This window comes from Aquabacterium sp. (genome assembly GCF_016234775.1).
GTDB lineage: Bacteria > Pseudomonadota > Gammaproteobacteria > Burkholderiales > Burkholderiaceae_C > Aquabacterium.
Genome location: NZ_JACRAH010000003.1, coordinates 92,849 through 106,268 on the forward strand (window position 1 = coordinate 92,849; position 13,420 = coordinate 106,268).

At 63.0% G+C, this 13,420-nt stretch carries 13 protein-coding genes; 8 read left to right on the forward strand and 5 right to left on the reverse strand.

The features are described 5' to 3' along the window. Positions 1-29 precede the first annotated feature (29 nt). Positions 30-1,226, forward strand: a complete 1,197-nt coding sequence (locus HY836_RS01895) for an acyl-CoA dehydrogenase (RefSeq protein WP_290673025.1) — start codon at positions 30-32, stop codon at positions 1,224-1,226. Between the two features lie 11 nt (positions 1,227-1,237). Continuing rightward, positions 1,238-1,603 (forward strand): RidA family protein, encoded by a 366-nt coding sequence (locus tag HY836_RS01900; protein WP_290673027.1) that lies wholly within the window; start codon positions 1,238-1,240, stop codon positions 1,601-1,603. Positions 1,604-1,623: 20 nt separating this feature from the next. Here the strand turns inward: HY836_RS01900 and HY836_RS01905 are convergent, their stop codons facing one another. The 4 genes from HY836_RS01905 to HY836_RS01920 form a co-directional block, all read right to left on the reverse strand. Then, the gene (locus tag HY836_RS01905; RefSeq protein WP_290673029.1) at positions 1,624-1,860 is read right to left on the reverse strand and encodes a hypothetical protein; all 237 of its coding nucleotides are present in this window, start codon (positions 1,858-1,860) and stop codon (positions 1,624-1,626) included. Positions 1,861-1,993: 133 nt separating this feature from the next. After that, a complete protein-coding gene (locus HY836_RS01910; RefSeq protein WP_290673031.1) occupies positions 1,994-4,048 on the reverse strand; it encodes a CocE/NonD family hydrolase in 2,055 nt (684 codons plus the stop codon). Positions 4,049-4,240: 192 nt separating this feature from the next. Further along, entirely contained in the window at positions 4,241-5,284 is a 1,044-nt protein-coding gene (locus HY836_RS01915) for an AraC family transcriptional regulator (RefSeq protein ID WP_290673033.1), read from the reverse strand. Between the two features lie 75 nt (positions 5,285-5,359). After that, a complete protein-coding gene (locus tag HY836_RS01920) occupies positions 5,360-6,238 on the reverse strand; it encodes a transglutaminase family protein (RefSeq protein ID WP_290673036.1) in 879 nt (292 codons plus the stop codon). A 257-nt stretch (positions 6,239-6,495) separates the two neighbouring features. On the opposite strand from HY836_RS01920, the gene HY836_RS01925 reads away from it, so the two are divergent. The 5 genes from HY836_RS01925 (at position 6,496) to HY836_RS01945 (ending at position 11,648) form a co-directional block, all read left to right on the forward strand. Next, positions 6,496-7,311, forward strand: a complete 816-nt coding sequence (locus HY836_RS01925) for a response regulator (RefSeq protein ID WP_290673038.1) — start codon at positions 6,496-6,498, stop codon at positions 7,309-7,311. A 6-nt stretch (positions 7,312-7,317) separates the two neighbouring features. Beyond that, complete coding sequence (locus tag HY836_RS01930) at positions 7,318-9,465, forward strand: EAL domain-containing protein (RefSeq protein ID WP_290673040.1); 2,148 nt, start codon at positions 7,318-7,320, stop codon at positions 9,463-9,465. Positions 9,466-9,527: 62 nt separating this feature from the next. Next, on the forward strand, positions 9,528-9,806 hold the full coding sequence (locus tag HY836_RS01935; protein ID WP_290673042.1) for a hypothetical protein: 279 nt from the start codon (positions 9,528-9,530) through the stop codon (positions 9,804-9,806). A 14-nt stretch (positions 9,807-9,820) separates the two neighbouring features. After that, positions 9,821-11,317 (forward strand): M20 family peptidase, encoded by a 1,497-nt coding sequence (locus HY836_RS01940; RefSeq protein ID WP_290673044.1) that lies wholly within the window; start codon positions 9,821-9,823, stop codon positions 11,315-11,317. A gap of 79 nt (positions 11,318-11,396) precedes the next feature. Continuing rightward, positions 11,397-11,648, forward strand: coding sequence for a DUF3297 family protein (locus tag HY836_RS01945; RefSeq protein ID WP_290673046.1), 252 nt, complete (start codon positions 11,397-11,399; stop codon positions 11,646-11,648). A 3-nt stretch (positions 11,649-11,651) separates the two neighbouring features. Here the strand turns inward: HY836_RS01945 and HY836_RS01950 are convergent, their stop codons facing one another. After that, positions 11,652-12,341, reverse strand: a complete 690-nt coding sequence (locus HY836_RS01950; RefSeq protein WP_290673048.1) for a DsbA family oxidoreductase — start codon at positions 12,339-12,341, stop codon at positions 11,652-11,654. 112 nt (positions 12,342-12,453) lie between these two features. Between HY836_RS01950 and HY836_RS01955 the strand changes: the two genes are divergently transcribed. Further along, positions 12,454-13,182: a glycine zipper 2TM domain-containing protein gene (locus HY836_RS01955; RefSeq protein ID WP_290673050.1), complete on the forward strand. Its 729-nt coding sequence runs from the start codon at positions 12,454-12,456 to the stop codon at positions 13,180-13,182. The last annotated feature ends 238 nt before the right edge of the window (positions 13,183-13,420 follow it).

A 13,420-nucleotide genomic window follows, 5' to 3' on the forward strand; every position in this document is an offset into this window, starting at 1 on the left:
TCACGCTGCGCACTTCCCATGAGACACCCATGAGCACCTCATCACAAGCCACCTTCAACTGGGCCGACCCTCTGCTGCTGGACGACCAGCTCACGCAGGAAGAGCGCATGATCAAGGACGCGGCCCGCAGCTATGCGCAGGACAAGCTGCTGCCCCGCATCACCCAGGCCTTCCGCAACGAACAGACCGACCCGGCCATCTTCCGCGAGATGGGCGAGCTCGGCCTGCTGGGCGCCACCATCCCCACCGAGTACGGCGGCGCCGGCCTCAACTACGTGAGCTACGGCCTGATCGCCCGTGAAGTGGAGCGCGTGGACTCAGGCTACCGCTCGATGATGAGCGTGCAATCCTCATTGGTGATGGTGCCGATCAACGAGTTCGGCAACGAAGCCACCAAACGCAAGTACCTGCCCAAGCTGGCCAGCGGCGAGTACATCGGCTGCTTTGGCCTGACCGAACCCAATCACGGCTCCGACCCTGCCGGCATGATCACGCGTGCCACCAAGGTCGATGGCGGCTACACGCTGCGCGGCAGCAAGATGTGGATCAGCAACTCGCCGATCGCCGATGTGTTCGTGGTCTGGGCCAAGCTCAACGAGGATGGCAAGGACCACATCCGAGGCTTCGTGCTGGAAAAAGGCTTCAAAGGCCTGAGCGCACCCGCCATCCACGGCAAGGTGGGCCTGCGTGCCTCGATCACCGGCGAGATCGTGATGGACGATGTCTTCGTGCCGGAAGAAAACGCCTTCCCCGAAGTGCGCGGCCTCAAGGGGCCCTTCACCTGTCTGAACTCGGCGCGCTACGGTATCTCGTGGGGCGCCATGGGTGCAGCGGAAGACTGCTGGTTCCGCGCCCGCCAGTACACACTCGATCGTCAGCAGTTCGGCCGCCCGCTGGCTGCCAATCAATTGATCCAGAAAAAGCTGGCCGACATGCAAACCGAGATCGCCCTGGGCCTGCAAGGCAGCCTGCGCCTGGGCCGCTTGAAGGACGAAGGCAAGGCGTCGGTTGAGATCACCTCGATCATGAAGCGCAACAACTGCGGCAAGGCCCTGGACATCGCCCGCCTGGCGCGCGACATGATGGGCGGCAACGGCATCAGCGACGAATTCGGTGTGGCACGCCACCTGGTCAACCTCGAAGTGGTCAATACCTATGAAGGCACGCATGATGTGCATGCCTTGATCCTGGGGCGTGCGCAAACGGGCATTCAAGCCTTCTTCTGAGATCTCCGCACATGGCCCATACCGAATCCCCCATCCAGTACCTCAACCCCGAACCTCGCTACTCGGATGCGGCCATCCACGGCCAGGTCGTGTACCTGGCTGGGCAGGTGCCCACCGACACCAGCGCCGACATGGCCGGCCAGACGCAGCAGGTGCTCGACCAGATCGACGTGCTGCTCAAGGCAGCAGGCAGCCACCGTGGCCGCATCCTGATGGCCCAGGTCATCGTCAAGGATATCCGCGAGGTGCCCGAGATGAACACCGTGTGGGAAGCCTGGTTCCAGGGCGTCACGGCCCCACCGCGCGCCACCTTTCAGGCGCCGCTGGTCAACCCGGACTGGAAGATCGAGGTCATCGTCACAGCCGCCTTGGCCTGATGGTCAAGGCTGAGTCGGTTTCAACAACGGCCTGAGCGGCGGCTGCGCGGGTTCAGCTTGTCGATCTCGGCGATCTGCTGCTTGAGCAGGATCAGCAGCGTGCGGGCGTCATCCACGGCCAGCGACAGGCAGCTGATCACGGCCTGCTCGTCCTTGGGGGAACGCGGCTGCACCAGCACATCCACGCCCAACTCGATCAAGCCGTGGTTATGCCGGGCCGATTTCAGGCGCTGAATTTCGATGTCGTAGGTCTTCATGGGCGCTCTCCGGCGAATTGGGCAAGGCTGAATTGTCGCCGCAGGGCAAGGCAACTCAACCCAAGCGCCCCAGAAAGACACAAAAGCCCGCAAGACACCAGGCCTTGCGGGCTCTTTCAATTCACCAACCAGATCAGTTCAGGGCGCTGGTCGGCACCACCGGCAAGACCACGCTGGACGGGTAGCTGGCGCTGTTGAGGATGGTGCTGATGTTGCCACTGGCCTTCAGCTGCTGCGGCGCTGGCCACACACCTTGCGCCTGGTTGCTGGCGCTGATGGCGATGCGCAGCTTGTGCCCCTTGCGGATCACTGCCGCGGCAGGGAACACTTCAACGGGCACCAGCATGGGCTGACCAGGGATCACCGGCAACCTGGCTGCCTCGGTGAAGGGGTGCCATGGCTGGATCATCACGCCCTTGACATAGCGCGAACGGCTGGTGTCCACCGCGCGATGGCTCACCGCCATCAGCCCTGTCGAGATCGGTGTGGCAATGCCGAAGGCATCCACATCGTCCACCCGCACGGCCACCGCCGCTTCGGTCTTCGTGGTGCTCATCCAGATGTCAGCCTGAATGGGGCCATTGATGTACAGGTCACTGGTCAGTGTCGGGGTCTGGAAGATCAAGGCCTTCTGATCCTTCTCGACCGTTGCGCTGTTCGAATAACAGGCCTTTGGCAGCAGGCCGGCCATGCCCAGAGACCACTGCACGAAGCTGCTGGAGCAGTCACTGCCGTCGTTGATGGTGACGCTGGCTTGCACCGTGTCGCCACTGCTGCTCTTGTTGTAGGTCACCACGGCCGGAGCTGGTTCAGCCACGGTGTGCGAAAGCTCGGTTGTAGTGGGCTTTTGCGTGCTCAAGCTCATGTTGCCGCGCAGGTACATGCGCTGTGGGGTCATCTGGGGGTGAGGCCAATCGGTGGCGCGCGCAAACTTGCTGGCACCCAGGGTGCCGTAGCCTTCCACATACTGGGTCACGTTGGGCAGTTCAGCCGCCCCCGTGTTGATGCCCTTGAGGTACTGGTCAAACCATTGCAGCATCAGTGACGCTGAGCCTGGCGCACCCTTGGCCGTTGTCGTGTTGGCGCCGCTGGAGGCATTGAGAACAGCCTGAATGTGCGAGCCCTTGACGATCACCAGCTTGGTGTTGGCGTTCTTTTTGATCTGCTCGTACAGCAGCGGCTCGTCGCGCTGGAAGATGTCGTTGGTGCTGCCCACCAGGAAGGTCGGCACCTTGATCTTCGAAGCACCTTCCAGCGGAGAGCGAACGGCCCAGAAGTCGCCGTCGTCAGTTGCGTAACCGGCCTGGCCGGCCAGCGAGTTGGCCACAGTAGGCAGGTACCAGCTGTCCACGGCATCAATGTGCTGCTGGTTGGCTGCCTTGATCTGATCGGCATACGCCGGGTTGTTGTTGATGGCCAGGCTGTTGCCCACGCTCAAGGACTGCGTCAAAGGCAGCCACAGGCTGATGAACTTGGCGTTCAACAAGCCGCCCACACCCACCGTGCCGCGGTAGGAATCGCCCATGGGCACCTGCGCAAACACCGCCTTCACGGCCGGGTGGCCTTGCTTGGCCGTCAGCAAGCTCGTGATGCCCAGGTAGGACGTACCGGCCAGGCCCAACTGCCCATTGAACCAGGGCTGTTGCGTCACCCAGTTCACGGCTTCCGCGTAACCAGCCTGCTCGGCCGCGCCCAGCAACTGGGCTTCGTCGCTCGACATGCCGGAGCCCAGCACGTCCACGGCCACCGAGATGTAGCCGCGCTTGTTCATGAACTTGTCCTGCCCGCCCACCAGCAAGGTGTTGCCCGTGCCGGACACAGTGCCCAGCAACTGGCCCACGTCGATGCGGTAGGCCGTTTGCGTCAGGATGACCGGGAACTTGCCCGCCACCGGGTTGCCCTTGGCATCGGCCGGCACCGACACCAGCACGGCGATCTTCTGGCCCTTGGCGGTGGTGATGAACTGCAGGGGCAGCGTGGTGGAGTCTGTGTAATCCTCGGCGCGGGTGTATTCCTTCCACGTGCTGCCGGCATTCGTGGTGATCGCGGTGTTGTACTGGCTGGTGGTGCCACGTGTGCCCAGGGTGGTGGTCTGAGCAGCCGCGCTGGCGGCCACGCCCATCGTCACCAGGGCGGCGACCAGGCCACGCAGTGCAAAGTCAGTCGCGCGTTTGGATGATGTCTGCATGTTGTCTCCGTTTGAAATGGCATTCGTCTCAGGTTTGCGGACCACTGGCACGCTGCAGCTCGGTAGCCAGGCAGCGGACACTCGATGAAATGGCGTCAAACCAGAAGCGCCATGCTAGAAACTTGACCAGACTGGACCAATAGCCGAATTGACCAACGTATTGGCCTTGGCATCAAAGACTTTCCCTGATGGTCACAAGGCCGCAGCCTGTGCCACGCCGGCCCTGACAGGTTTGGCCACGCGGAACGCCCTCCATGCCGAAGGCGTCAGGCCGGACCAGCGCCGGAAGGCTCGGTGAAAGCTGTGAACGGAGGAGAAGCCCAGTTCATCGGCGATCTGCTTGAGGGACAGTCGCCCCTCAACCAGCATGCGCTCCGCCACCAGGCGTTGGCACTCTTGTGTCAACTCGGCGTGGCTGCACCCCAGCATGCCCAACTGGCGACGAAAGCTCCGCTCGTTCATGCCCAGATGGGCGGCGGTTTCTGCCACGGAGGGCAAGCGCGGAAAGGCGTTCAACAACCATTGCCGAACCTGATCGGCCATGTCCGATCCGGCCTGCATGGCCGCGAGCGCCGCATCTGCGCGGGTGCGTGCCGACGTGTAAGCCACAGGGTCATGCGTGGGCATGGGCTGATCCAGCAAGGCCGGGTTGAAGCTGATGGCGCTCTCGCGGCGCTCGAACTGGGTGCGCGGGCCAAAGGTCGACAGGTAGCGATGCTCGTGCTCCGGCCGGGGCCGATGGGCCAGATCCACTTGATGGATATCCTGATTCGATGCGCCAGCAAACCGCAGCATCTGCACGGCCGACGTGGCCACCAGGTCATGCCGGAAGAAGCCACTCAGGCCATCGTTCACCACAGGACGGATCAACAGTCGGGCGGATTGCCAGGCCTCGACCAGCTCCACCTCGGCATGCTCGACCGAGAGCACGGCAAAACGCCGGATGTCGTCGAGCATCTGCCGCAGGTTGGGGGTAGACAGCACCAAAGGCGTGATCACGCCATAGCGCATCAAGGCCAGGCTTTTGCCCGCCACCAGACCGAAGGACGGGTCGCCGGTCACCTCGATGGCCGCGGCCATCATGCGGTCGAACACCGTCACCGGCATCCACTCGCCATCTTCCTGCAAGTCGTCATCCGAGCCGAGACCACATTGGCGCAATACCGCGCTGGAGTCGAAGCCTTCGACGTCCAGTGTGTAGGCCAGGATCTTCAGGTTGACGGGCGAAATGCGCATGGGCCCTAGTCTGATTGACTTGCGTCCACCGCTTCATGCGCAACGATCGGTGATTTCCCTAGAGACCCCCTAACCTTAAGGCCATGAGAGAGGGGCATCCGTCGAGATCGCCTCAGGCCGACGCCAGGGAATCTCCCATTGCCCCAAAGGCTCCTGCAAGGCCTTGACCTGGATGCGCGGCGCGGGCGACTGCACCGAACCGAAGATGGTGGCGAACGACACATCGGCCGCATCCCGCCCGGTGCCGAAGCGCACAAAACCCATGGGGATGGCCGTGTTGGACGGGTCAAAGATGTACCAGCGCCCCCCCAGGAAGACCTCGACATAGGCGTGGAAATCGGTCGGCCCGAGGATGGGGTCGGAGCCGAAGTCGATGCCGGTGGCAAAGCGCGCCGGGATGTTGAGCGCGCGGCACAACGCAATCATCAGGTGAGCAAAGTCTCGGCACACACCTCGCCCATCGTTGAGCGTATCCAGGGCCGAGGTGTTGCTGTTCGTCGTGTTGGACTCGAATCGCACGCGGCGGCGCACCCAGTCCTGAATGGCCACGACACGACCATAGCCTTGCGGCAGCGTGCCGAATTCGGCCATGACCAGGGGCCCCAACCGGTCAGACTGGCAATAGCGGCTGGGATAGATGTAGGACAGCACCTCGGGCGGCAAGCGCGATACCGGCACTTCAGCAATCTGATCAGGCTGAGCCAGGTGGTGGTGCAGGTCAACCACCGCGCTGTAGCTCACGGTCAGCGGCCCGGCCCAGGCGCTCAAGCGCAGATAACGGTTGTGCGTGACGGGGTCCGTGAAGATCTGCGGCAGCACCTGCTGGCTGATCTGCAACTGCTCACGGTAAAGGATCTGGCTGCGCGTGTGGGCACAGTGAATGTTGAAGACGAAATCGGCGCCGGGAGGGGCCACCTCATATTGCAAATCGATAGACAGTTCAATGCGGACCAAGAAGTTCTCCATGGTCTCGAAACAAGACCATATCTACCTTCTAGCCCCATTACGGCCAAAGGGCAAGGCGAGTTTGCTGATACCCCCACAAATAGGCGAGCCGCTTATATATGTGCAGCCATTTATCAATGGTTTATCAAAGTTTGGCGCAAGCCGTCATCCCATACCCCCTGAAACCAGCGATCAAACTCAAGTCCGGCAAGCCCGTGCCGAATACCACCACTCAGATTGATCACCAAGATGCGTGCGGGAGAGATATGCAGCAAGGAGCGCAGATTCGCGTGCTGGTCGTAGAAGACGAGGCCGTGAACCGCGATGTGGTGTGCCAGATGCTCAGGCATTTCGGACACCAGGTAGAGGCTGTCGACAATGGTCGCTCGGCCTTGAGTGCCGTGCAGGACGAGGTTTTTGACCTCGTGATGATGGACTGCCGCATGGACGACATGGACGGGCTGGAAACCACCCGTCGGCTGCGCGCTGGCGACGCAGGACCACGAGGTCTGGCCATCCCCGTCATCGCCCTGACGGCACAGGCCTTTGACTCCGACCGTGACGCCTGCCTGGCCGCAGGCATGAATGACTTCCTGCCCAAGCCTGTTGACATCCAGAAGTTGATATCGGCAGTCAACCACTGGGGGCGTCAAAAGGCGCAGGCCGACGTCCACGAAGGCATCGAGCCCGCCGCCAGCTCAGCCCACACACCCGCTGCAGCGCCGCAGGTCTACGACCCCGAGGTGCTCGCAGCCCTGCCCATGGTGGCTGACGGCTCGCAACCAGGCTACGTCGACGTGGTCCTGAACATGTACTTTCAGACCCTGCCTGAGTTGCTGGACGTGATCAGGCAGGCCGCCACCAGTGGCGACACCAGCCAGGCCCAACGCGCCGCCCACAGTTTGAAATCATCCAGCGCAGCCATTGGCGCCTTTGCCATGGCTGCCTGCGCCGCCAACGCCGAAGCGCACTTGCGATTCGGCCACCAGGACATGTCGCACTTTCCGAGCCAGTTCGACATGGAATTCGAAAGGCTGTCCACCATGCTCGGCCGACAACCCGCCCCCGTTCAGAAAGCGTAGTACCCCATGCTGAACCTCGTTGACCATTCCCCTGCACGCCTGCTCATCATTGACGATGACCCTTTGTTGAGAGGCATGGCCGCCAACACGCTGCGCCATGCCGGCTTCGATGTGAGCGAAGCCGAAGACGGCATCCAGGGCCTCGAACAAGTCCGCCAAGCCAACTTTGACTTGCTGCTGCTCGATGTGATGATGCCCAAGCTGGATGGCTACGAGGTCTGCAAGCACGTTCGTCAATCACCCCGGGGCGAGAGGGTGCCCATCCTGATGCTGACGGGGTTGCATGACAGCGACTCGATCGAACAGGCCTACGAGGCCGGCGCCACCGACTTCATCTCCAAGCCCATCAACTGGACCTTGCTGTCGCACCGCGTGCGTTACTCCTTGCGCGCAGGCCTGGCGATTGAATCGGCCATGCGCAGCCACGAGCGCCTGGAGCGTGCGCAGCACATCGCCAACATGGGTAGCTGGGAGCTGCGCGGCGATGGCCAACGCTTTGTCTGCTCACCTGAACTGGCGCGCGTGCTGGCGGCGCCTGAAGAAGTGGTGGCGCGTGGACGCCCAGACGACTTTCTCAACCGCATTGCCAGCGCCGATCGCGATGATGTGCGCGCCATGCGGCTGGCCGCCCTGAACGAGGGCAAGCCGTATCAGCGCACCTTCGTCATCCATCGCTTCGATGGTGCGGTTCGAACCGTGTTCGAGCAGGCAGGCATCGTCATCGACCACAGTGGACGGCGCGTGGCCATCGAGGGCATCACGCAAGACATCACCGATCGGGTCCAGGCCGAAGAACGCATCAAGCGCCTGGCGCACTACGATGCCCTGACCGGCCTGCCCAATCGCCAGTTCTTCAGCGAGCTGGCGGGGCCCACGCTGGATCGCTCGGCCCGACTGGGCGCAGGCTGCGCCCTGGTGTACATCGACATGGACCGCTTCAAGAGCGTCAACGATGCCATCGGCTACGCGCAAGGCGATGCCCTGCTGCGGCTGATCTCCATGCGCTTGAAGGCCTCCATCCGCGCCGCCGATATCGCCACGGACGGCAAGGTCTCCAACCAGGAGTCCATGGTCTCGCGCGTGGGCGCCAACGCCTTCACCTTGCTGCTGGTCGACATCGCCGATGAGAAGCAGGCCACGCTGGTGGCAGACCGGCTGCTGAGCGCCATCGCCGAACCCATCACACTGGAGGCCCGCGATCTGGTGCTCACGGCCAGCATCGGCATTGCGCTGTTCCCGCGGGATGCCAATGACGTGGCCGGGCTGACACGCTGCGCCGAGCAAGCGGCCTATGCGGCCAAATCGGCCGGGCGGGCTCAGCATCGCTTCTTTGATGAGGCCATGAACGTGCGGGCCAGCGCGCGTCTGGCCAGCGAGAGCGACTTGCGACAGGCCATCGCGGAAGGCCAGCTTCGCCTGCACTACCAGGCCAAGGTCGATGCGGGCACTGGGCGGATCACGGGTGCCGAGGCCCTGGTGCGATGGCAACATCCTGAGCGCGGCATGGTTTCTCCGGGCGAGTTCATCCCGCTGGCCGAAGAGTCTGGGCTGATCCTGCCCCTGACGGATTGGGTGCTGGAAAAAGCTTGCGAGGACTTGCGGCGCCGCGCTGACATGGGCCTGCAACGCGTACCTGTGTCGGTCAACCTGTCGAGCCCCAGCTTCGCTGATGATGGCCTGAAGACGCAGCTGGAGGCCCTGCTGAAAAGGCATCGACTGACGCCATCCTCGCTGGTGCTGGAGGTCACGGAAACCTTGCTGATGTCCGATGTGGAGCGTGCCGTCGCCCGCCTGCAGGAGTTGCGGGAAATGGGCTTCAAGGTGTCCCTTGACGACTTCGGCACAGGTTATTCATCTCTGGGCTATCTGAAACGCTTCCCTATTGATGAGCTCAAGATCGACCGATCCTTCGTGACCGATGCCTGGCGCGGTGGCCGCGATGGCGCCATTGCCGTATCCGTGATCGCCTTGGGGCGCGTGTTCGGCTTGCAAGTGGTGGCAGAAGGCGTCGAGACCCGCGGGCAATCGACCTTCCTGCTGGCTCACGGCTGTGCACAACAGCAAGGCTATCTGTTTGCCAAACCCGTCCCCTCCGCGGACTTCGATGCGCTGCTGGGCCCTCCGCCAGGCGATTGGGAAACCGACATCGTGTAACCGGCGTCTTAGTGGTCCTACACTGCGGATTGATTCCGCACTGAACCCGAACGGACCCGAGCATGAGCATCGTCGTGTACTGGCTGAGCAATGGCCACCCTTTCGTCGAACATTTCAGCGACGACCAGTTGCTGCCCGCACTGGCCTTTGCGGAAGCCCGCCGCAAAGACAAGGACAGCGATGGCGCCCCGTTGAACGGCCATGTGGTCATGAACTCGGAACTGGGAGACAGCGTCGGCAAACCCGGCGTGAGTGACGAGTTACCGGCCGATTACAGCTGGACCAAGTCGCATCGCGGGGGCCCGCCGGAATCAGGCAACCCACCCAAGACCTTGGCTTGAAGCGGGCCCCCAACATGCTGCACCCTTTCAAGTCCGCGCAGATGGGCCGCGTCCTGCCCAAAGTGATATGGGCCATTCTGATCGCCTTGCTGGCACTGCTGGCCGTCATGGCCTGGCACACGTGGCGCCTGTCAACGCTGCAGCCGCCCGTTGCGGCCAGGCCGGGTGCCGCCGTAGATGCCCGCGCGGCAGCGGCCCGTCTGAGTGCGGCCGTTCAGTTGCACACCATATGGAGCGAGGACGATCGCAACGCCAAGGCATTTGAAGACCTGCACCAGCATCTCGCCAACAGCTTCCCCCAAGCCCATGCCGCGCTCACGGTGCAGCGCTTTGGCAAACATGCGTTGCTCTACACCTGGCCTGGCCGTGACACCAAGGCCCAGGCCATCGCCTTGCTGGCCCATCAGGACGTGGTGCCCATTGCGCCCGGCACGGAGAAAGACTGGCAGGAGCCACCCTTCTCCGGCGCAGTGAAGGACGGCTACGTATGGGGTCGTGGCGCCTGGGATGACAAGGGCAACCTCATGGCCATCATGGAAGCCGTGGAGATGCTGCTGCGCTCGGGCTTTCAGCCCCGGCAGACCATTTACCTGGCCTTTGGCGCCGATGAGGAAGTCGGCGGGGAGGATGGTGCACGCCGGATCGCCGATTGGCTCGAACAACAGCATGTCCGCCTGCGCTTTGCCGTCGACGAAGGTCTGCTGATCACCCACGGCATGGTGCCAGGCGTGCGCAAGCCGGTGGCCTTGATCGGCATGGCGGAAAAGGGCTACCTCACGATCAAGCTGACGGCGCATGGCCAGCCGGGGCATACCAGCATGCCGCCCATGCGCAGCGCCATCGGCATGGTTGGCGAGGCCGTGGCCCGCCTGGAGTCGAATCAGATGCCACCCCATCTGACCGGGCTGCCTCGTGACATGTTCGAAGCCGTGGCACCCGAAGTCGAGGGGCCCACGCGCTGGCTCCTGAGCAATCTGTGGTTGACGGCACCCTTGGTCACCCGTCAGCTGGAAAAGGCGCCGTCGGCCAATGCCATGCTGCGCACCACCACGGTGGCCACGGTCTTCAACGCGGGTGAACGCGAGAACGTGCTCCCCGGGGTGGCCACGGCCCTGGTCAACTTCAGGCTCTTGCCCGGCGACCGCAGCGAAGCCGTTGAGCAGCATGTCAGGCAAGTGCTCAACGGCCTGAACGTGGAAGTCAGCCACCAACCGCAGGTCACCGAAGCCTCACCGGTCTCGCGCAGCGACACGCCTGCCTATCAGTTGATGGCCCGCACCCTGCGTGAACTGCAGCCTGATGTCGTGGTGGCGCCAGGCCTGCTGGTCGGCGGCACCGATTCACGGCACTTTGCCAAGGTGAGCGACGCCACCTTCCGCTTTACGCCCATGCATGCCGCGCAGCCGGATCTGGCGCGCTTTCACGGCACCAACGAGCGCCTCAGCCTGGACAACTATGTGGGCATGATCCAGTTCTATGAACGGCTCATGCGCAACACCGACCAACTCTGAGCTCCGTCAAGCCCTGGCCGCCACCCGGTTTTGCGGGAAAATGCGCAACCATCCTGTACCCAACACACAGCCACACGCCATGAGCGACACGCCACAACAAGCCCCCGCCCTGCCCGATCGCCTGTCCATCGACCCCCGCAGCCCCCACTTCAATGCATCCGTGTTCGAACGCGACGTCGGCATCCTGTTCAACGACAAGGAGCGCGTGGACGTCGAGGAATACTGCATCAGCGAAGGCTGGATCAAGGTGGCCGCAGGCAAGAAGGTCGACCGCAAGGGCAAGGCCTTGCTGATCAAACTCAAGGGCAAGGTCGCGGTTTTCTACAAGTAATCATCAGCCCGCAGCCCCTTCGGCCGCGATCTGACGCAAAGCCTGCTCGAACACCGCCACAGGCTGACCGCCTGAAATCAGATGGCGGTCGTTGATGATGACGGCCGGCACCGACTGGATCCCGCTGGACGTGTAGAGCTGCTCGGCCTCGCGAACCTCTTGCGAGAATTCAGCGCGCTCCAGCACCTCCCGTGCCCGCACCACTTCCAGGCCCGCCAGGCGCACAGCCTCCAGCAAGACAGACGGCTGATCCATGGCCTGACGGTCCCGATGACAGGCCACCAGCAAAGCCCTCTTCAAAGGCAGTTGCAGGTCGGGTTGCTCGACACCCGCCCAGTGCAACAGGCGATGGGCATCGAAGGTGTTGTAGATGCGCCCGCGCCCATCTGCATTGAACTCGAAGCCCACATCGGCCCCACGCTGACGGATGGTGACGCGGATTTGCGCCTGCTGCTCGGCCGTCGAGCCGTACTTCTGTGACAGGTGCGCGGTGATGTCCTGACCGCCAGGCGCCATCGCCGGATTCAGCTCGAATGGCTGGCAGTGGAGGCTTGCCGCGATGTCGTCCTGCACACGGGCCAGCGCCTGCTCCAGCGCCGCCAGCCCGATGGCACACCATGGGCAGGACACATCCGAGACAAAGTCAATCTTGAACTGGTGCATGAGCCTGGCCCACAAAAATCGGGCGCTCATCGTACACAGCGCCATCCAAAAACATTTACGTTTGAACACAAGCCTATGACATCCGCGGGGCATGCTCGCGCGTTGATAGCTTGTCCCCCCCTTTCTTTGTCAGGAGTAGTTCATGTCCGAAACCCAAAACGATTCATCCGCTGTCACGCTCAAGATCCCCCGCACGGCACTGTTTGCGGTGGGCGGCGTCGCACTGGTTGGCGTGGGTCTGGCGGCCGGCATGTGGCTGCGCGCCCCATCTGCCAACACGGAACCGGTCGCCGCAGCCGATATCCCGGCCATCGAGCAGCAAGCGCTGGCCCCTACCGCCGCGGGTAGTGCGCCAGCAGAGGACTTGGTCACCGGCGTGTCGCCCGCCACAAAAGACAGCACCGAGAGCAACGCACCGGTCGCCCCACACAGCGCCTCCAAGCGCAGCAAGCATCAGTCGTCCAACGGCAGCAGCGCCAATCAGGCTGCTGACGCATCCACCGACAATGCGCCACCAGCCCTGGAAGCCAGCCCGGCCCCCACTTGCACCAACTGCGGTGTGATTGAATCCGTGCGAGCGGTCCAGCAAAAGGGCCAAGGTTCGGGCGTCGGCGCCGTGGCCGGTGGCGTGATTGGCGGCCTGGTCGGCAACCAGATGGGCAAAGGCGATGGCAAAACAGCCATGACCGTGCTGGGTGCCATTGGTGGCGGCCTGGCCGGCAACGAAGTGGAAAAACATCAAAAAACTTCCACCGTGTATGAGGTACGCATCCGCATGGACGACGGCAGCACCCGCACCCTCACCCAGAGCACCCAACCCGCAGTTGGTGCACGCGTCGAAGTGGACGGCAAGACCTTGCGCCCGCTGTGAGTGGCCGCCACTGAACCTTCCCGCGCGCCGCATCGCCAAGCCTCTACAGGCAGCCTATCGCCTGACCGCAGCGCCCCCGCCCAGGGGGCGTTGTCGTTTTTGCTGACAAAAGGGCATCCCGCGCGACAAAGCCAGATTCGCACAGGCACCCCATTTGACAATGCCTCTTTCCAGATATACATTGCGACACCGTTTTGTCACTTGATCAAGGTCAACCGCGATCCAGTGACAAAGTGCC